The organism is Catenulispora yoronensis (assembly GCF_039531695.1).
Lineage (GTDB): Bacteria > Actinomycetota > Actinomycetes > Streptomycetales > Catenulisporaceae > Catenulispora > Catenulispora yoronensis.
Genome location: NZ_BAAAQN010000006.1, coordinates 98,354 through 115,997, shown reverse-complemented (window position 1 = coordinate 115,997; position 17,644 = coordinate 98,354). Strand labels below are relative to the sequence as shown.

The 17,644-nt window shown below is 69.2% G+C and carries 19 protein-coding genes and 1 tRNA gene; 5 read left to right on the top strand and 15 right to left on the bottom strand.

The annotated features are described in order from the left end of the window. The 3 genes from ABD481_RS07165 (at position 1) to ABD481_RS07155 (ending at position 4,846) form a co-directional block, all read left to right on the top strand. Positions 1 to 978 (top strand): metal-dependent hydrolase, encoded by a 978-nt coding sequence (locus tag ABD481_RS07165; RefSeq protein WP_344664742.1) that lies wholly within the window; start codon positions 1 to 3, stop codon positions 976 to 978. A gap of 629 nt (positions 979 to 1,607) precedes the next feature. After that, complete coding sequence (gene cds1, locus ABD481_RS07160) at positions 1,608 to 2,735, top strand: L-cysteine desulfhydrase Cds1 (RefSeq protein WP_344664741.1); 1,128 nt, start codon at positions 1,608 to 1,610, stop codon at positions 2,733 to 2,735. Between the two features lie 287 nt (positions 2,736 to 3,022). Continuing rightward, the gene (locus tag ABD481_RS07155; RefSeq protein ID WP_344664740.1) at positions 3,023 to 4,846 is read left to right on the top strand and encodes a cell wall-binding repeat-containing protein; all 1,824 of its coding nucleotides are present in this window, start codon (positions 3,023 to 3,025) and stop codon (positions 4,844 to 4,846) included. A 99-nt stretch (positions 4,847 to 4,945) separates the two neighbouring features. Here ABD481_RS07155 and ABD481_RS07150 read toward each other — a convergent pair whose 3' ends face one another. Then, positions 4,946 to 6,232, bottom strand: coding sequence for a polysaccharide deacetylase family protein (locus ABD481_RS07150; RefSeq protein ID WP_344664739.1), 1,287 nt, complete (start codon positions 6,230 to 6,232; stop codon positions 4,946 to 4,948). Positions 6,233 to 6,368: 136 nt separating this feature from the next. On the opposite strand from ABD481_RS07150, the gene ABD481_RS07145 reads away from it, so the two are divergent. Beyond that, a complete protein-coding gene (locus ABD481_RS07145) occupies positions 6,369 to 7,745 on the top strand; it encodes a threonine/serine exporter family protein (RefSeq protein WP_344664738.1) in 1,377 nt (458 codons plus the stop codon). A 102-nt stretch (positions 7,746 to 7,847) separates the two neighbouring features. On the opposite strand, the gene ABD481_RS07140 is transcribed toward ABD481_RS07145, so the two are convergent. Beyond that, the gene (locus ABD481_RS07140) at positions 7,848 to 8,075 is read right to left on the bottom strand and encodes a DUF5302 domain-containing protein (RefSeq protein WP_344664737.1); all 228 of its coding nucleotides are present in this window, start codon (positions 8,073 to 8,075) and stop codon (positions 7,848 to 7,850) included. 135 nt (positions 8,076 to 8,210) lie between these two features. Here ABD481_RS07140 and ABD481_RS07135 point away from each other — a divergent pair. Beyond that, positions 8,211 to 8,283: transfer RNA gene (locus tag ABD481_RS07135), tRNA-Arg, on the top strand. Between the two features lie 228 nt (positions 8,284 to 8,511). Here ABD481_RS07135 and ABD481_RS07130 read toward each other — a convergent pair. The 13 genes from ABD481_RS07130 to ABD481_RS07070 form a co-directional block, all read right to left on the bottom strand. Next, on the bottom strand, positions 8,512 to 10,125 hold the full coding sequence (locus ABD481_RS07130) for a tyrosine-type recombinase/integrase (protein ID WP_344664736.1): 1,614 nt from the start codon (positions 10,123 to 10,125) through the stop codon (positions 8,512 to 8,514). 49 nt (positions 10,126 to 10,174) lie between these two features. Further along, positions 10,175 to 10,378, bottom strand: coding sequence for a helix-turn-helix transcriptional regulator (locus ABD481_RS07125; RefSeq protein ID WP_344664735.1), 204 nt, complete (start codon positions 10,376 to 10,378; stop codon positions 10,175 to 10,177). Between the two features lie 93 nt (positions 10,379 to 10,471). Further along, positions 10,472 to 11,332, bottom strand: coding sequence for a hypothetical protein (locus ABD481_RS07120; RefSeq protein ID WP_344664734.1), 861 nt, complete (start codon positions 11,330 to 11,332; stop codon positions 10,472 to 10,474). A gap of 160 nt (positions 11,333 to 11,492) precedes the next feature. Beyond that, complete coding sequence (locus ABD481_RS07115; protein WP_344664733.1) at positions 11,493 to 11,969, bottom strand: MarR family winged helix-turn-helix transcriptional regulator; 477 nt, start codon at positions 11,967 to 11,969, stop codon at positions 11,493 to 11,495. Between the two features lie 24 nt (positions 11,970 to 11,993). Beyond that, positions 11,994 to 12,464 carry a hypothetical protein gene (locus ABD481_RS07110; RefSeq protein WP_344664732.1) on the bottom strand — a complete coding sequence of 157 codons (471 nt, stop codon included), beginning with the start codon at positions 12,462 to 12,464 and terminating at the stop codon, positions 11,994 to 11,996. A gap of 14 nt (positions 12,465 to 12,478) precedes the next feature. After that, on the bottom strand, positions 12,479 to 13,330 hold the full coding sequence (locus ABD481_RS07105; RefSeq protein ID WP_344664731.1) for a phage antirepressor KilAC domain-containing protein: 852 nt from the start codon (positions 13,328 to 13,330) through the stop codon (positions 12,479 to 12,481). A gap of 9 nt (positions 13,331 to 13,339) precedes the next feature. Beyond that, on the bottom strand, positions 13,340 to 14,047 hold the full coding sequence (locus tag ABD481_RS07100) for a hypothetical protein (protein WP_344664730.1): 708 nt from the start codon (positions 14,045 to 14,047) through the stop codon (positions 13,340 to 13,342). Between the two features lie 19 nt (positions 14,048 to 14,066). Beyond that, positions 14,067 to 14,375, bottom strand: a complete 309-nt coding sequence (locus ABD481_RS07095) for a hypothetical protein (RefSeq protein ID WP_344664729.1) — start codon at positions 14,373 to 14,375, stop codon at positions 14,067 to 14,069. Between the two features lie 29 nt (positions 14,376 to 14,404). Beyond that, a complete protein-coding gene (locus tag ABD481_RS07090) occupies positions 14,405 to 14,998 on the bottom strand; it encodes a hypothetical protein (RefSeq protein WP_344664728.1) in 594 nt (197 codons plus the stop codon). Further along, entirely contained in the window at positions 14,995 to 15,234 is a 240-nt protein-coding gene (locus ABD481_RS07085; RefSeq protein ID WP_344664727.1) for a hypothetical protein, read from the bottom strand. Before ABD481_RS07085 ends, ABD481_RS07090 begins: the two co-directional genes overlap by 4 nt. 94 nt (positions 15,235 to 15,328) lie before the next feature. Then, positions 15,329 to 15,850 carry a single-stranded DNA-binding protein gene (locus ABD481_RS07080; protein WP_344664726.1) on the bottom strand — a complete coding sequence of 174 codons (522 nt, stop codon included), beginning with the start codon at positions 15,848 to 15,850 and terminating at the stop codon, positions 15,329 to 15,331. A gap of 81 nt (positions 15,851 to 15,931) precedes the next feature. Then, a complete protein-coding gene (locus tag ABD481_RS07075) occupies positions 15,932 to 16,726 on the bottom strand; it encodes a hypothetical protein (protein WP_344664725.1) in 795 nt (264 codons plus the stop codon). 472 nt (positions 16,727 to 17,198) lie between these two features. After that, positions 17,199 to 17,579, bottom strand: a complete 381-nt coding sequence (locus tag ABD481_RS07070; protein WP_344664724.1) for a hypothetical protein — start codon at positions 17,577 to 17,579, stop codon at positions 17,199 to 17,201. Positions 17,580 to 17,644 lie beyond the last annotated feature (65 nt).

Genomic DNA, 17,644 nt, shown 5'->3' with positions numbered 1-17,644 from the left:
ATGGCTGACACATCGGCGGTCCCGGACCTGGACCGGCACCCGGACCTGAAGCCGCGGCGCGTGAAGTTCGACTGGGAGAACACGCCGCTGCACTGGGTTCCCGAGGACCCGTACGCGACGCACATCATCAACGTGCTGCACCTGCTGCTGCCGGCCGGCGAGCGCTGGTTCGTGCACGTCTACAAGCAGGTGCTGCCCCACATCCACGACGAGCAGCTCAAGGCCGAGGTCAAAGGCTTCATGGGCCAGGAGGGCACGCACGCGGTCGCGCACCAGAACGTGCTGCACCACATGAAGGTGCAGGGCCTGGACCCCGACCCGTTCGTCGAGCAGGTGGAGTGGCTTTTCGAGCAGCTGCTCGGCGACAGCACCATGCCGCCCTTCGCCCGCAAGAAGTGGCTCCGCGAACGCCTGGCCATCATCGCGGCGATCGAGCACTTCACCGCCGTACTGGGCAAGTGGATCGTGGACTCCCGGGGCCTCGACGAGGCCGGCGCGGACCCGGTGATGCTCGACCTGCTCCGCTGGCACGGCGCCGAGGAGGTCGAGCACCGCTCGGTCGCCTACGACCTGTTCATGCACCTCGACGGCTCCTACGCCCGCCGCGTCCGCGCAATGCTGCTGACCGCGACCGCGTTCGCCTGGATCTGGGGCCGCGGCGCGAAGTTCATGGTCGCCGCCGACCCGAACGCGATCCGCACCGGACACCGCGAACAGCGCATGACCGAGCGCGAGTTCCTGGCCCGCTTCCGCGCGGCGTACAAGCGCGGACGCCTGCCATCGATGTCGAGCCTGGTACTGGAGGTCCCGAAGTACCTCAAGCCCGGCTACCACCCGTCCCACCACGGCTCCACCCAGAGCGCGCTGGACTACCTCGCCAGATCCCCGGCCGCCGTCTACGCGGCGGAGCTGGCGGCGGCGCGGAAGGGCGGCGTCGACGGGGCTGGCGGGGTCGACGGGGCCGAGGAGCGCGGGTAGCGCGCCGCGGACCCCCACGAGCGGCGGGGCCGTGGCAGATCAGGGCTGCCGCGGCTCCGCCTTGTCACGCGGCGGTAGGTCCTTAATCAAGTTCCTATGAGTACGGCGGCGACCGCTTCGACTGGGACGACCAGGCGGAACGGACAGGGTGGCGCTACCCGACCGACTACCGCGACTTCCTGGAGACCTACGGCGCCGGCGGCACGTTCTGCGCGGCGCTCCACAAGCCTGGCTCCGAGCACGACTACCTGGACGGATGCCGTGACTGGCATCAGCTCAGCATCGTGTCGCCGAAACCGCAGGGCGTGGAGTACCAGGTCGACCGGCGCGCGCCACGGTGGCCGGGCACAGGGCTGAAGGTGTGGGGCTGGGGCAGCGACTGCCTGGGTTTTGGCCGGTCGGCTGGACCTGTCGCCCTTCCTGACCCTGCCGGGGCCGCCGGTCTTCATCGGATGGCGGGCGGCGGAGCTGCGGTTCCGCGAGCGGCACTATGAGGACTTCCGGACGTGGGCCCCGTCGCCGTTGCCGAGCCGCTGGTTCGAGCCATAGGCAAGTCCTATACACCGCCTCTATCCGAAGTTATGCAGGAGCAGGCGGTATGTCCTTCCCCGGCGTCCTAGAGTGAGCACATGCATCAAGCCATGGACGTCTCCGACCCTGTCTGTCAGTCCGGCCGCGCCTGGGTGGACGAGGCGATCCGCCGCGTCTCGGCGGACGCGAACCGGTCCGCCGACACCCACCTGATCCCGGTGCCGCTCCCGGCACCGTGGGCCGAGTGGGGGATCGACGTGTACCTGAAGGACGAGTCCACGCATCCCACCGGCTCGCTGAAGCACCGGCTGGCGCGGTCGCTGTTCCTCTACGGGCTCTGCAACGGCTGGATCCGGCAGGGGACGACCATCGTGGAGGCGTCGAGCGGCTCCACCGCGGTGTCGGAGGCGTACTTCGCGAAGATGCTGGGCCTGCCGTTCGTGGCGGTGATGCCGCGGTCGACGTCCAAGGAGAAGTGCGAGCTCATCGAATTCCAGGGTGGCGTATGCCATTTCGTAGATGATCCGGGAGCGCTGTACGAGGAAGCGCGGAAGGTGGCCGCGAACGCGCCGGTGGAGACCGGCGGCGGGCACTATATGGACCAGTTCACATATGCCGAGCGGGCAACCGATTGGCGCGGCAACAACAACATCGCGGAGTCGATCTTCGGGCAGATGGCCCAGGAGCGGTTCTCCTGCCCGTGCTGGGTCGTGGTGGGCGCCGGGACCGGCGGCACCTCCGCGACCATCGGCCGGTATCTGCGCTACCAGCGCCACGGTACCCAGCTGTGCGTGGTGGACCCCGAGAACTCGGCGTTCTTCGAGGGCTGGCGGCGCCGGGACCCCGGCTACGCCACCGGCCGGGGCTCCCGCATCGAGGGCATCGGACGGCCCCGGGTGGAGCCCTCCTTCCAGCCCGACGTGGTGGACCGGATGATCCAGGTCCCCGACGCCGCCTCGATCGCCGCGATGCGCGCGGTCTCCGAGCTCACCGGCCGCGACGCCGGCGGCTCCACCGGAACCAACTTCTGGGGCGTGGTGAAGCTGATGTGCGAGCTGCGCGCAGCCGGGGCCCGCGGCTCGATCGTCACCCTGCTGTGCGACGGCGGCGAACGATATCGCAACACGTACAAGTCGGACTCATGGCTGGCGGAACAGGGCCTCGATGTGGCACCGTACGCGGCACGGTTGCGCTCAGCGCTCAGTACCGGAAAGTGGGCCGAGTAAGGCGGGAAAAGTCACCGGCCCACGGCGATTGTTCCAAAGCTGTAGAGAACTCTTTACCTGCGGCAGGGCAACCATCAGCGCTACGTATGAAGGCCCATGTTTTCTACGTACATCGCAGGATGCGCAGATGTCCGAACCCGGGTGAGGGTGGCTGGAAAGCTCGGTTCCAGCCTCCCTCAGCAGCCTACCGATCGGGCGACTGAGGGATCTCACAACAGAACATGGAAGCAAGTTCGCCGGAGGAGCCAGTCCCAGGCACCCGGCCACATCCGGAGGTCCCCCCGCTCATGGGAAACCACACCAACCCCTCTCTGGCCCGTAAGCGTCTGTCGACGCTGGCCGTCACGACCACCCTCGCCGCGGTGGGTGTCGGCGTCATAGGCACTGGCGTCGCGAACGCCGCGACGCCGGCGGGTGTCGGGCATACGCAGGTCAACCCCGCGCTCGACACGGCGGCGGCCCTGAACTCGGTCAAGGTCACTGGTGCCGATGGCCTGACCGTGACTGCCGACATCGCGGGCACCCAGATCGCCGAGGCGATCACCGACTACACCAACGTTCACGTCACCATTGACTGGAACGAGGACCACGTCGATCCGCAGGCGATCGATGTGCATCCCAACTCGGGTGATGCCGGCAAGCCGGCTTCGAACTCGGTGGCGCACACGTTCAAGGCGCCCGGCACCTACCACGTCACGGTCAAGGTCGATGACGGTTCCGGCGGTGCCGCCAAGACCGCGACCAAGGACGTGACCGTCTTCGCCGCCCCGACGCTGGTCGCCGCGGTCTCCACCAAGACCCCCGCCCCGGGCAGCCCGGTCGTGGTGAACCTGACGGGTTCCTCCGTCGACAAGTCGGCAGCCGGCGCCACCACCACCATCAAGTGGGGCGACACCGCTTCGGACTCGGTGCTCACCGGTGACCCGTCGAAGATCCTGACCACCGACGCCAAGCTGTCGCACACCTACGCCGCCGGCAACTACACCCTGTCGGTGCAGCTGAACGACGGCCTGGGCAACGCCAACTCGAAGACCGACGCCCAGACGTTCGCGATCACCGTCGGGGCCAACGGCAAGATCGTGGTCAACCGCGCCTCCGGTAGCGACCACTACGCGACTGGCGACCGCTACACGACCGGCCTGGTCATCGCCCAGCGCGCCTGGGCCGACAACGGCAAGGCCGCCACCGACACGGCGCATCGTCAGCAGGCCAAGGCGGTCGTGCTGGCCACCGGTGTCGCGTTCCCGGACGCGCTGGCCGGCGGGCCGCTGGCGAAGAAGGTCGGCGGCCCGCTGCTGCTGACCGACGGCGGTGCCGCGACGACCAACCCCGACGTGCTCAAGGAGATCCAGCGGGTCCTGCCGCCGACCAGCGCCACGGTGCCGGCCGCGAGCAGCACCGTCTACATCCTGGGCGGCGAGAAGGCGATCAGCACCGGCATCGAGAACGAGCTGACTGCCAAGGGCTACACCGTCAAGCGGCTGGCGGGCGCCGACCGGTACGAAACGGCTCTGAAGATCGCCAAGGACGGCATGGGCGACCCGTCGCGCCTCATCCTGGCGCGCGGCGACGAGGGCACCAACCACAACGGCTTCGCCGACGCGCTGGCGGCCGGCCCGTACGCGGCCAACGTCTTCGGCGGCGCCGTGGTGCTGAGCAACGGCTCGACCATGGACCCGGCCACCAAGGCCTACGTCACGAGCAAGCTGCACGTCGGCGCCAAGAACGTGGGAGTGGTCGGCGGCCCGGCCGTCGCCGCGATCAAGACCATCCCGGGCTCGGCCGACCTGTACTCCGCTTCCTTCGGGAACGACCGGTACGAGACCGCCGCCATGCTGGCCGACAAGTTCCCGCACAACGTCACCGTGGGTGTCGCCACCGGCTTGCAGTTCCCGGACGCGCTGACCGGCGGGGCCTACATGGCCAGCATCGGTGGTCCGCTGCTGCTGAGCGACCCGACCGCGCTGTCGGACGCGACCGCGAAGAAGCTGGGCTTGATCTACACCACCACCCCGGAGGTCGACATCTTCGGTGGCGAGAAGGCCGTCACCCCGGCCGTCGCCAACGCGATCGCGACGCTGGTCAAGGTCGCCACCATCGGCAAGTTCTAGGCACGACGCGGTTTGGGCCGCCGACCTGACGGCAGCCGAGACCGAACAGAAAGACCCTGCTGGGCCCCGCCGACCTGTGACGGCGGGGCCCAGCGTGTGTCAGTGCCTAGGGCGATCAGTCGGAGCGCTACCGGTCGGAGGCGTGCTACCGGTCGGAGTTCCGCTGGTCGACGGGATAGTGCTCGGCGAACTCTGTGACCCCTCCGGGCTCTGCGACTGCCCCTGCGACTGCGACCGCGACTGCTCCGGAACCACTCCCATCCCCGTCATCCCCGCCGGTCGCGTGAAGTACGACTGCCCGTTCTGCAAGCCCACACCCTTCATCAGAGTGCTGACCGTCACGAACGTGTACCCCTGCTGCTTCAACTGCTGGATCACCGACGGCATCGCGTCGATCGTGGTCTTGTGGATGTCGTGCGACAGCACGATCCGGCCCGGGGCCGCGTGGCTCACGATCTGGTCGGTGACGCGGGCGGCGTTCGGGTACTTCCAGTCCAGCGGGTCGACGCGCCACATCACGAACGGGTACCCGGCATAGGTGCGGACGGTGTCGTTCACCGCGCCGTACGGGGGGCGGACCAGGGTCGGGCGCGGGATGCCGGTCGCGGCTATCGCGTCGGCGCCGCGCTTGATCTCTTCCTGGACCGCGGGGGCGGACAGCGTTGACAGATCCTTGTGGTCCCAGGTGTGGTTGCCGACCTCGTGGCCTTCGGCGTATTCGCGGCGGACGGTCGCCGGGTACTTCTCGGCCTGGTCGCCCAGGACGAAGAAGGTGGCCGGGACGTTCTCGCTCTGGAGGATGTCCAGCAGTCGGCCGGTGTCCGGGCCCGGGCCGTCGTCGAAGGTCAGCGCTATGCACTTGGCGGTCGAGCAGTCGACGTCGGCGTTCATGCGGGGTGTGGCCGGGGGCTGGTAGCCGGGCTTGGTGGGGATGGTCGCGGTCTGGCCGGCGGAGGAGGGGGAGGAGCTGGAGGAGCCGCTGCTGGGCGGGGTCGCGGTACCGGTGCTGCCGCCGCTCGATGCGGAACCCGGCGAGCCGGCCGACCCCGACGACCCCGACGAGCCGCCGGACGACGCCGCCCCAGGGCTCGTAGTGGCCCCGGCGCGGCCGGAGGAGCCCTGCGAGCCTGCCGAGCCGTCCGTGGCCCCGCTGGACGGCGATCCCGTCGACTCCGGCGACCCCGGCGATCCCACCGACCCCGTCGACTCCACAGACGGCGCAGACGGCTCCGACGAAGGCCGGGAGCCCGCCGCGGCTCTGGGCTTCCCGCCCGATCCGCCCGACCCGCCGCCCGCGCCCGCCACGGCCGCGACCCCGACCATGCCGACCGCGCTGACGGCGGCGACGATGGCGAGGGTCTTTTTGCGGGCGGGGAAACGGGACATCCACGGGCGAATCATCCGACAATCATTCACTGATCGTCCGGGGGTTCCCAAACTCCACTGGTCAGCGCATCGCCCCTGATCAAGCCATGACCGTGCGTGATGGGATCAACACACGTCGATTCGATATCTTCCTAGGGTGCAATCCGACGAGCACCGGACGCGGGTCCGCAGCGGCGTGCCCGGGATCGGCGGTCCCGAGGACCGGGCCGTCGAGCCGTCCTCGGCGGCCCGGGTCATCGACCTCGCGCTGCGGATCGGCGAGCTGCTGCTGGCCAGCGGCGAGGGCAGCGAGGACGTCGAGGTGGCGCTGGTCGGCATGACCGAGGCGTACGGCCTGGCGCGCTGCGAGACCAACGTCACCTTCACCGTGATCACGCTGTCCTACCAGCCGAGCCTCACCGACACGCCGATCTCGCTGGAGCGCGTGGTGCGGCACCGCACCGTCGACTACACCGGGCTGGCCGACCTGCACCGCCTCGCCGTCGACATCAGCCTGGGCGGCGTCACGCTGGAGGAGGCGTACGGCCGCCTGGCCACGATCCGGCGCAACAAGTACCCCTACTCGCACTGGGTGATCGTCGCCAGCCTCGGCGCCATCGCGGCCAGCGCCGCCATCCTGGTCGGCGGCGGCTACCGGGCCTCCCTGGTGGCGTTCGTCTGCGCGATCGTCGGCGACTTCCTCTACCGCCTGCTCGACCGCCTCGGCCTGCCGGCCTTCTACCTGCTGGCGGTCGCCGCCATGCCCGCCGCGATCGCGGCGATCGTCCTGGACCGCGCCGGCGTGCACATCAACAGCTCGGCCGTGGTCGTCGGCGGCGTGTTCACGGTCCTGCCCGGCCGGGCCCTGGTCGCGGCCATCCAGGACGGGCTGACAGGCTTCTACATCACCGCCTCGGCCCGGCTGCTGGAAGTGGTGTTCCTGGTCGCGGCCCTGGTCAGCGGCATCACCCTGGTGCTGATGATCGGACGGCAGGTCGGCGCCAGCTTCATCGTCGACGAACAGCTCGCGCCGGTCCGCGCCGAGCCGGAGTACGCGCTGGTGGCCGCGGCGCTCGGCGTGTCCTTCGCGGTGGCGGTCCACACCCCGCGCCGGATACTGCCGTTCGCCGCCGGCGGCGCCGCGTACAGCTGGGCCGGCGCCACCTACGGTGTCCAGTGGGGGTTGTCCCCGGTGATCGCCACCACCGCCACGGCGATGACCGTCGGCGTGATCGGCCACCTGATCGCGCGCCAGTACCGCACGTCGGCGCTGCCCTACGTGATCCCCGCCATCGGCCCCCTGCTCCCCGGCTCCGCGGTGTACTTCGCGATGCTCCAGATCACCAGTGGCGACAGCGGACGCGGCGTCGCGTCGCTGGAGACCGCGGTGTCCCTGGGCCTCGGCATCGGCGCGGGGGTGAACCTCGGCGGCGAGCTGGCCCGGGTGATCGGCCGGATGGCGGGGGAGAAGGAGCTGGTGTCGCGGTTCCGGCGGCGGCTCGGCTCCGGGGGCAGCGCCCTCGGCGGGGAGTGACCGACCGGTTCCGGACAGCAGCGAGGGACGTTCCCGCAGTCCCTCGGAAACGTCCCCCAGCCGCTTGTGCGCTCTAATTTATACGCCGGTCTGTGGCGCGGGTCACCCACCACTCTTGCGGCGGAACTGCCGCTTGGCACCGGCCCGGCCATGTGCGGAGTGGATCTTCGAATCGCCGGGCCCGCCCCCGGCCCCCCGCGCCGAGTTCCCCTTCTTGGCCTCCAGCGCCTCAAGGAACTTCCGCTTCTGCTCCTCAGCGTCCGAAGCCGCCTCCGGCCCACCCCCCGGCTCGCCGGGCTCCGACTGCGATCCCGCCGCCGTGGTGTCCATTCCGGCCTCCTGATGATGTGCGATGTGACGGACGTGCTGTCCCCGCCAGCCTGCCACGACGGGCCCACCCCGCACCACACGGATATCACGCGTCACCCCGGGCGTCGCAGCGGGTAAGCTGTCAGCGCTACGCGCGCCCTCGTAGCTCAGGGGATAGAGCACCCGCCTCCTAAGCGGGGGGTCGACAGTTCGAATCTGTCCGGGGGCACCCTGAAAGGCTCGAATCTGTAGCCTCTGGGCCAGGCATTTCTGGTTCTACCAGCCGTGATTCCCTCCCCTAGTTAACACCCCGGCGGCTTCGCCCGGGAGGGGGAGACGACAGGCCCGGTCCCACTGGATCCCATCGGCTCCCCCTGACTACGGCAATCTGCGGGGAAATAGCGGGGAGATTTCGAGCCCTCCCCGCACCGTTTCCGCAGCTCACAACCCGTAACGATCAGCTACTGCCGGGGTCACGTTCCGTTCCGCCCTCGTCTTCCCCATGTTGCGGGTCTGCTCCGCCGGGTTCGTCATCCCGTTCGGCGGACTCCTCCGGGCTCGCATAGCGCTCCAGCGCCTCGGCGATGAGCCTGCGGGCCAGGTCTTCCTGTCCGTCGATGCACTTGGCGTACACCTTGTACATCACCTCCAGGCTGTGGCCGGCCCATTCGGCCACCAGTGTGGGCGGGGCTCCGGCGTTCAGCTGGAGGGAGATCCCACCGTGCCGCAGGTCGTAGGGCCGCTGGGCCAGCGGCGACTTGTGTTGCTTGACGGTCAGGGCTGCCTGCCTGGCGCTTCGCCAGACCCTGGCGTAGACGGTCTTGCCGACCATGCCGCCGTTGGGGCCGACGAACATCTGCGCACCCTCGGCGATCTTGAACTCCTTGATGTGTCGGCGCACCCAGTACACGCCGCGCGGCGGGATCGGGATGTCGCGGTACTCCTCGGGCGTGCGCTGCTTGAGGCTCTTGCTCTTAGCCTTGCCTCCGTCGGAGGTCCACGCCTGCTCGGCCTGCGGGTTGGAGGTCTTCAGCCGAACCGTCCCCCACTGCGTCTCCGGCTCGCCCTCGGCCGGTTCCGGCGGCAGGTCGAAGGCGTCCTCGGTGACGTCCAACGCCTCTGAGGGCCGCATCATGCAGTAGTAGAGCAGCGCGAAGAACGCCTGGAGCCGGGGGGAGAACTCGCGGGTGTCGCGGTGGCTGCCGTGCAGCCCGACCTTGGCGATCAGCGCCTCGACCTGCCGGGGGTTGGCGACCACGGCCCGGTCGACGATGGCCAGGCGCTTGCCCCCCTTGCCGTAGTCGCGCCACTTGGGGTTGTTCAGCGGGTTCACCGCCAGCACCCCGTTTTCGACCATGTACTCCAGCGCCTGGTTGAAGCCGGCCCGCTTGCGTTTGACCGACACCAGTGCCGCTGGCTCGCCCGTGGTCGGCTGGAGTCTGATCGCCTCCAGCGCCGCGCGGATCGTGCTGTCCTCGGCCAGTGCCGTATCCGGCAGCGAACGGGCCTGGATCCACGCCAAGGCGTCCACGTGCTCTTGCGTCGGCAGTGCCTGGGAGCGAGTGTGCTTGTTGAACACGTACTTGATCAGGGTGTGGTTGAGCACGGCCCGCTCGGGCCTGCCGTCTTCGTCGGTGACCAGGGCAGCGGCCACGGTCGATAGCGAGTCGGCCAGGTTGGCGCGGGCCTTGTCGGCCAGCGCGGGCCACTTGGTGTCGAAGAACGTGATGAAGCGCTGAAGGCAGGTCGCGGCCTTCTCGGCGGCCTCTCGCGCCGCCTTCTCCGCGGCCTCCTTCTCGGCGATCTTCCGATACTCCGACATCGGCAGGCCGGTCTTGATGTGGAACGCCTCTGCCCGGCTGACGGCCTCGGCGAGCTGATCGCGGCGACGCTTGGCCTGGTTGTAGGAGGGGTAGTTCTTACCGCACTCCCGGCCGGCGACCGTCCAGCGGGGCGAGTAGGTGCGCTTGCGTTTCGCTTCAGGCTTGGCCAACTCGGTCTTCGCCGTGCTGACGAACTCCTTGATCGAATCCCATACGCGCACGTCGTACGTGAACTCTTCGTCGTCCAAAAGTCTCTTCCATGAGGTGGATCCGGCAGGGGTTAGACGGTTGTCGCGGCTACTTCTGCTCGCGGGTCTTCAGCCACCGCTCGATCTCGGCGATGCGGAACCGCAGGTCGCCGTTGGGGTACTTGATGTGGACCTTGGGGGCGTCGCCGTTCGCCTTCCAGCGGAAGAACGTGCTGCGCGCCAGCGGCTTGCCGGGCTCGCCCAGCTCCGTCAGCAGCTCGTTGAGGGATATGAGGCCGAACTTGTTGCTCATGACAGGGCGCTTCCTTACAAGGGAAAGGCCCGGCCAGCCCGGCGGGCGGCCGGGCTGGACTGTTGATCGGTGCTCAGGGGGACGGGTTCGGGCTCACCGCGGGATGGGGAACGTCTCGGCGCTCAACCCGCCCTTGGGCAGCTGCACCTTCTGGAGGGTGCGGCGGGACCGGTAGGCGTTCCAGGCGGTGATCACCAGCGCCAGGGCTATCTCGGTCTTGAGCTGGCCGCTGCTGTCGTCGCGCTCGCGGCGGATCCGCTCGCGGAGGGCCAGGACGGGGTGGCCGGCGCGCAGGTCGACGCCGTCGCACAGCCGGTCCAGGAACCAGGTGCCGTCCTCGAAGTCCACGCGGGTCAGCAGCCAGTGGACGAACCCGAGCTGGGAGGCGACCAGGCCGGCGGCGCGGGCGTTGGTGGTGCCGTAGGCTGTGGACTCCCGCATGAACGGGAACTCGGTCAGCGTGTTCTCCAGCTCGGGGCGGGTCGGCTTGTAGCTGCCGGAGTGGCCGCGGTATCCGGCCTCCCACAAGGTGGCGCGGCGCACGATCGAGGACAGGATCGGGGCGTTGGCCTCGCCGTCCATGGTGAGTTGGTCGGCGAACTTCCGGCTGGCGCCGACGTCGATCGTCTTCTGAGCGCTCATCGGCAGGCCGCGCACGATCAGCAGCAGCGCCGGCTCCTTGGCGCGCACGATCGCCATCAGCCGGTGTTGTCCGTCCAGCAGGGTGCCGTCGGCGGCGAACTTGACCGTCTCGCCGTTGAAGTCCCAGGTGTCGGCTTCCAGGTCGCGGGCGTAGGAGTTGACCAGCTGCTCGCGCTTGTTGCGGTTGTGGGTGTTGCCCTCCAGCCAGCGGCTGGCCATCTCGGGGGTGACGACGATCAGTTCGTGCGTGATCCCGGCGGCCATCTTGGCCAGGTCGCGGCGGGATGCGGTCGGCGTCTTCGTGGTGCTCAAGGCGGTGCCTTTCGGAGAAGGGAAAGGCCCGCCCCGCCCGCTGGCGATGCGGGCCGGTAAGGGTGGTGCTTTTGGGGGTCAGGGCGCGCCAGGCGCGCTTCAGGTCAGGTCGTTCGTGTCAGGGCCACTAGGTGCCGTGGCGGCGAGCGGACAGCGCCGTTCACGCCGCCGCAGGCTGCGCGATGGCTGAGCCCGCACGGACGTGGGTCAGCCGCTGGTTGGGGAAGGCGGATACGGCGATGCCAAGGAGCCGGTCGAGTTCCCTCAGCTCCTCGCGGCGGTATCCGGCGGTGAACGCGGCGTCGACCCGGCTGACCGCGGCGCGGGCCGCCTCCAGCGTCGTGCGGCCGGCGGCGGTGAGGCGCAGCGCGGCCGAACGGTCCGGCGGGGTCGCCGGGCGCCTGCTTATCAGGCCCGCCTCTGCCAGCCGCAGCAGCACAGTGGTGGTGCTCTGCTTGCTGACGTTCATCCGTGCCGCCGCCCAGGGCACGGTGATTCCCGGGTCGCGGGACAGGATGTCGAGAAGCTCGAACCCGGCGACGGTCAGTCCGAGGGGATGAAGGGCTTTGCGTTCGGCGGCGTCGATCGCGCGCCGGAGCGTCTGGATGTTGGTGGTCCTGTTGCCTATGCCGGACATTCCGGTGCCTTTCCTTGGGTTCGTCTACTGGGTGGGTGGCGCCGTCGGCGCGGTGGCGGTGACGTGCAGGGCCATCTGCCGTGCGGGCCGGGTGGGGCCGAGCATGAAGGTGACGGCGAGCAGGTGCCGGTGGTCGTCGTCGGGCAGCACGTGTGCGTCCACCAGGCCGTCGATCGCGGCTTTGGCCGACGGGCCCCAGTTGTGCGGGTCCAGCCGCCTGCGGTTGTGCGGGTAGAGCACGACGGTGATCCACGCTTGATACAGGGGCGGGACTTTGCCCGCGCGAGCCAGCGCGGCCGCGGCGACGCGTATCGCGCCGGTGATGGCGCGCTGCCGGGTCCAGTGCGGGCGCTCGTTGGCGTTGAGCAGCACCAGCCCGGCGGGCAGTTCCACGGTGTAGCAGGCATGCCCGACCGCGCGGCACGGCGGGTCGGGCGTCGTGCCGGCCATGCCCGGCGGGACCGGGCAGTCGGCTCCGGGGTTCGTTCCGCTCACCGGTTCCCCTGTCGTCACCGGGTTCCGGAGGGGTTCCCGGCGCCAACAAGCGGGGTCAGCTGGCGGGCGAGGCGGCGCCGGACCAGCTCTATGCCGGAGGGCAGCACGAACAGTGTGAAGTGCGAGCAGTCCCGCCCCTGGTGGGTGATGACGGTCTCGGCCGCCTTGAAGTGGTGGGCGACGGCGGCGTACGCGTCGTACTGGGTCACCCCGCACGGCGCGTGCCGGACGTAGATGAGGTGCTCGGCGATGAGGAAGCCTCGCAGCCAGTGCTCCTTGTGGCCCAACAGGTGCGCCACTTCCCGGATAAGGCGCTCGCCGTTGCCGGCGGCCAGGTACGCGTCGTGGGCTTCGGCTTTCGGCGCCAGTTCGGCGACGGCGGCCTCGGCCAGGGCTGCGCGCTGGGCGGCGGCGATCCGATCGAGCTCGGCCTCCCGTGCCAGGTCGATCAGCTCCAGCCGCGTGAGTTCGCGGCGGGGCTGGGTGGTCTCGGCCTCGTGGGTGCGGACCGCGAAGTAGGTCTGTGCGGCGGCGACCTCCGGTTTGCGCGGGTCGCCGTTCATCGCGATGAGGTAGCAGGCGTATCGGGTCAGGGTGTAGTCGATGCGCGCAGCGCGACCAGGTGTCCAGTTTGTCGCGACTTCGCGGCGCCGGGAAGCGTGCTGGCCTGCATCGACGCCGGAGTTGCTGATCGCGGCGATGGCGCGTTCGATGGCTTCGGCGAATCGTTCCCAGCGCTGGTATCCCAGCAGCGGCATCAGCTCGCGGGCTGACCAGTATTCGGTGCCGTCATCATGGTGGCGGCGTATCGCGTCGAAGGGCGAGTCGGTGCTCGCGGCGGGTATGTGATCAGGCAAGTTGGTCATCGCGCAGTCCTAAGCGGTGGCGGGCAAGTCAGTGGGTTGATCGGTCGGCACGGCGTGGGCGGTCACGCGGAAGTGCAGCGCGGTCTCCTCGGCGATGTCCGCAACCGTGGCGGCCACATCGTCGAAGATCGCCAGCACCCGGTCCGGGCATCCGGCGGCGGCGCACAGCAACCACAGGCCGCCGTCGTTGGCGACTAGCAGCGGGCCCTGGTTCCCGATGCCTGCCATGACGTGCAGCAGGGTGCTGGTGACCGAGGCGGCTGGTCCGCGGTGCTCGATGGTGTCGGTGATCTGGCCGTTGGCGAAGGTGCGGCGCACGCGCAGTGTGAACGTCCCGGTGATGGTGGGCAGCTGGTCGTGCTGGCGGTGCGCCCCGGAGGCCAGCCGGCGCATCAGGCAGTGCCGGTCACCGAAGCATTCGGCGGGGTGTTCGAGGTGGTAGACCCAGTAGCCGGGGTCGAACGGGATCCGGTCTGGCCGCACTGTGTGCCAGGCGCTGACCTGCTCGCGGCAGGTGTGGACCTTCTTCTGCTCCTCGACGTAGGCGCGGATGCCGCCGGCGACGTCCCAGCCGCACAGCGTGCACGTCGTGGAGTAGCGGGTCCTTCCCGGGCACTGTTCGCCGTCCTCGGGTGTTCCGCTCGGCCGTTGGCGGTGGGTGCAGGCGGTGTCGTCGGCGTGCAGAGCCACGATCGGGCTGGTGGTGGTGCGATTCATGCGGTCTTCCATCGTTCGATCAGGGACGGGCAGTGCCGGCTATGGGCAGGCGCCGCAGATACAGGCCGGTGCCGGCGTGGCCGAGGACGAACGTCAGGCCGGTGACCACCTCCTCGGCGGTCATAGCCGTGCGCATGACGGAGGCGTCGCTATACAGGTTGAGCAGGACCGCCCCGAGTTCTGCCGGGTCGCCGCGGAACAGGGCGAGCTGGTAGGTGACGAATGCCTCAGAGACGCGGGCGAAGTGGCCACGGACCCGGGGGTCGGCGCGCCACAGGGCGTCCTCGAAGGCTGCGGCTATTCGGTCCAGGCGGGGATCGGCGGCCATCGCAGGCACCTTTCTTCGAAGAGGGCGGGTCAGCGCTTGGCGGACTTCTTGGTGGCGTCCAGGACGGCGTGGCGGAAGGTGCTGGCGGCGTCGTCAACGGCCGTGGCCAGGCGGGTGGCGAACTGCTCGGCGATGTCGGTGCGGATCGCGGCGTCGACGAGGGTGCGGATGCCGCTGGCGTGCTGCTGCATCTGCACGGTCACGGTGTTCTCGACCTCTTGGCGCAGCGGGCTGGCCCAGGCGGGGCGGTAGCTGCTGTGGTCGCGCTTGTCGAACAGTTCGACCTGGCGGCCGATGACGTCGGTGACCTGCTTGGCGAAGCTGCGCTCGGCTCCGATACCCGCGCCGCGGGGGGTGTGCAGGGCGGCGTGGACGACCGGCTCCAACTTGGCCTGGATCAGCTCGTCGCGGATCTTCGTCATGTCGAAGCGGCTGAAGTGCTTGGCCACCAGGCGCTCGGCGATGCGGTCGGCGATGACGTCGGCCAGCGTGAGCGGTCGGTCCTCCACCGGCTCGCCATCCTCGTCGTATCCGGCGTATTCGTGATCGACGACGGTGTTCAGGTCCAGGTCGGCGACGTTGATGACGATGGGGTAGGCGCCGACGGGTGCACGGTCGCTCACTCGGACTCCTCGGTGATCTCGGCGGCGTTTCGGTGCCCGGCCAGGTGGGTGTTGATCGATGCCAGCAGCGCCGCCTGTGCGATCTGGGCGTGCGCGGAGGCGATGGCCGCGCAGGCGGCTCCCTTACCGGCGGTGTTCGGGTGCTGCGATAGCGCCTCGGCCTTCTCGATCCAGTACCTGGCGCGCGCCAGGTGCGTCGGGTTGCCGGGTATGCGCTGGCCTGTGCGGACGGTCATCGTGGTCCCTCGTGTCGGCCCTGTTCAGGGCATGAAAAAAGGCCCCGGAGTTCGGGGCCTTGCTTGATCTGGAATTGTTGGGGCGAGCCTGCGGCTAGAACGGGGCCTCCTGGCTGCTGCCCCAGCCGGTGGCCGAAGCCGCCCAGGGGTCGCCCTGCTGTCCGCCGCGGGCCTGCTGATACGCCTGCTGTCCCGGCCGGGCCGAGCCGCCTCCATTGCCCCAGCCGCCGCCGTTGGCACCGGCCTTCTCGCGGTCGGCCTTGACGACCTTCGCTGTGGCGTATTTCAGCGACGGGCCGATCTCCTCGACCTCCAGCTCCACGACCGTGCGCTTCTCGCCTTCCTTCGTCTCGTACGACCGCTGGCGCAGCCGGCCGGAGACAACCACCCGCATACCGCGGGTCAGCGACTCGGCGACGTTCTCCGCCGCCTGCCGCCAGATCGAGCAGCGCAGGAACAGCGCGTCGCCGTCCTTCCACTCGTTTGTCTTCGGATCCATCACCCGCGGGGTGGAGGCGACGGTGAAGTTCGCCACTGCCGCGCCACCGGGAGTGAAGCGCAGTTCGGGGTCGTCGGTGAGGTTGCCGACGACGGTGATGACGGTCTCGCCCGCCATAACATTCATCTCCTTGCTGCCGGGCTCATGCCCGGCCTGGGGGGTGGGTGCGGGCAGGGCCGGGAATGCGCTTGCCGACGGCTAGGGCATGACGCCGAGGTCGCGGCGGATGCTGGACACGGTCAGCAGGTGGGCCAGGTTCCACCGGTTCTTCCGGGCACCGGGCGGGCCGACAGTGTCGATGACCGGGATGAAGGCCCCGGCAGCCTCCGCGCGCCGGATCCGGGCGCGCGCGGCCAGCTCGGAGATGCCGAGCAGCAGACCCAACTGCTGAGCGGTGACCAGCCGGTTGCTGGTCGCCGCCTCGCGGATGAACCTGCCGGGGTCGGAACCGGCGCGCGAGAGAGCGCAGACGGGGTGCTGGCACTCCCATCCAGTGCTGCCGCCGAATACCAGGGCAGGGATGAGCGTCCGGGCCGGGATCCGCTCCCACGGCGCCTCCTGGGTGTGCCCTTCCGGGCAGCGCTGCGGCTCGTACCCTTCCAGCCGCGCGAACAGCAACCCGAGAAGGGCACGGTGCCGTAGGAACGTCACAGTCGTGTGTTCGGCGACCTCGGAGGGAATCTGCGTGACCGTCTTCTCCAGGAACGCCGCCCCGGATGTTCGATTGGGGAAGTCAGCGCGCGGCGGTACACCGTCCACCGTCCCCAACGCCCGCTTGTGGATCGCAAGCTCCTGCTGCAAGTCGCGATCGAACTCGTCCAACGCCGAGACCAGTGGGATGGAGATCGGCTCGCTGCCGCCCAGCTTCCCGCTGGAGCTCCCGCCGCCCTCGTCACCGCCGTGCTGCTTTACCCGGCCCTGGGCCACTCGGGGGGCAAGCTCGTCCGCGATCCTCGCGGCCTGCCCGATGAAGCGGTACTCCTCGCCCGCCATGGCCCCTCCCCGATGGTGCGTCCGCCACCGGTCGAACCGAGCCAGCGGAAGTTGAACTTTTGAGCGTGTGCAGCTAACAAATCACAAGCCACTGACAGTCAAATGGCTGGTGGGAGCGGAAAGACCGATCTACCCCGCTGGCCTGAACCTGCCCGGCATGGTATGGCACGGAAGAGTTTGGCCGGACCTGGTTATCCGGGCGTTGGACGCCTCAAGGGGCGGGAGCAGCACGCAGTCGACGTCGTCCTTTCGAACATTTGACCGAGTGCATGGAGTCATCCTTTGCCAGAACGATCGGCGGTGTCAACCAGTGAGCCCGCTAGATCTAGTTAGAAGTCTTATAAGGTGACGATCTTAGCTCTGGCCTGGTGTTTTGCGACGGGAAATTAAGTCGCCGGTTGAACAAGGTTTAACGCAGAAGACCCGGGCAGCGGCGGTGCCGCGGGCCCGGGTCTTCGGGTGGGTGTTCGATTCAGCCGTTGCGCAACAGGACCGCGCTGGCATCGAACAAGTAGTTGCGAGCCTCCTCGCTGATCGAGCCGTTCGCGACAGCGTTGTCGACCATCGACATGTGGACGGTCAACGCGGCGTCCCATCCCCGGTTGAACGCCGGCTCGCTGCCGGCGACCGCCTCGATCATCGCAACCAGCGCCTCAGCATGGGCACGTTGGTCGTCCCCTTGCAGGCCAGTGGCAGCGTAGGCGAGCACGGCGGCCATCGCCCCCAGGAACCCGGCGTGTTCGGCTTCCTGGGTCAGGTCGGCGCCAGCAGCTGAGGCGTTGCGTCGGAGCATTTCGGCGATTCGCTCCCGGTCCTGCTCCGGCGTCACATCGCCGGCGGTGCTCTCGGTCATCGTCGCTCCCTCAAAGCTGTTCCCCCGCGTGATGCAAGGCCCGTGTCACCCGGCGGAGTAGTCGC

Bases quoted from the DNA above. Each gene is read 5' to 3' on its own strand.
- ABD481_RS07165 (WP_344664742.1), top strand. From the start codon at position 1: ATGGCTGACACATCGGCGGTCCCGGACCTGGACCGGCACCCGGACCTG.
- ABD481_RS07085 (WP_344664727.1), bottom strand. From the start codon at position 15,234: ATGACCGTCCGCACAGGCCAGCGCATACCCGGCAACCCGACGCACCTG.
- ABD481_RS07140 (WP_344664737.1), bottom strand. From the start codon at position 8,075: ATGGACACCACGGCGGCGGGATCGCAGTCGGAGCCCGGCGAGCCGGGG.
- ABD481_RS07095 (WP_344664729.1), bottom strand. From the start codon at position 14,375: ATGGCCGCCGATCCCCGCCTGGACCGAATAGCCGCAGCCTTCGAGGAC.
- ABD481_RS07155 (WP_344664740.1), top strand. From the start codon at position 3,023: ATGGGAAACCACACCAACCCCTCTCTGGCCCGTAAGCGTCTGTCGACG.
- ABD481_RS07100 (WP_344664730.1), bottom strand. From the start codon at position 14,047: ATGAATCGCACCACCACCAGCCCGATCGTGGCTCTGCACGCCGACGAC.
- ABD481_RS07070 (WP_344664724.1), bottom strand. From the start codon at position 17,579: ATGACCGAGAGCACCGCCGGCGATGTGACGCCGGAGCAGGACCGGGAG.
- ABD481_RS07125 (WP_344664735.1), bottom strand. From the start codon at position 10,378: ATGAGCAACAAGTTCGGCCTCATATCCCTCAACGAGCTGCTGACGGAG.
- ABD481_RS07080 (WP_344664726.1), bottom strand. From the start codon at position 15,850: ATGGCGGGCGAGACCGTCATCACCGTCGTCGGCAACCTCACCGACGAC.
- ABD481_RS07105 (WP_344664731.1), bottom strand. From the start codon at position 13,330: ATGACCAACTTGCCTGATCACATACCCGCCGCGAGCACCGACTCGCCC.
- ABD481_RS07115 (WP_344664733.1), bottom strand. From the start codon at position 11,969: ATGTCCGGCATAGGCAACAGGACCACCAACATCCAGACGCTCCGGCGC.
- cds1 (WP_344664741.1), top strand. From the start codon at position 1,608: ATGCATCAAGCCATGGACGTCTCCGACCCTGTCTGTCAGTCCGGCCGC.
- ABD481_RS07150 (WP_344664739.1), bottom strand. From the start codon at position 6,232: ATGTCCCGTTTCCCCGCCCGCAAAAAGACCCTCGCCATCGTCGCCGCC.
- ABD481_RS07075 (WP_344664725.1), bottom strand. From the start codon at position 16,726: ATGGCGGGCGAGGAGTACCGCTTCATCGGGCAGGCCGCGAGGATCGCG.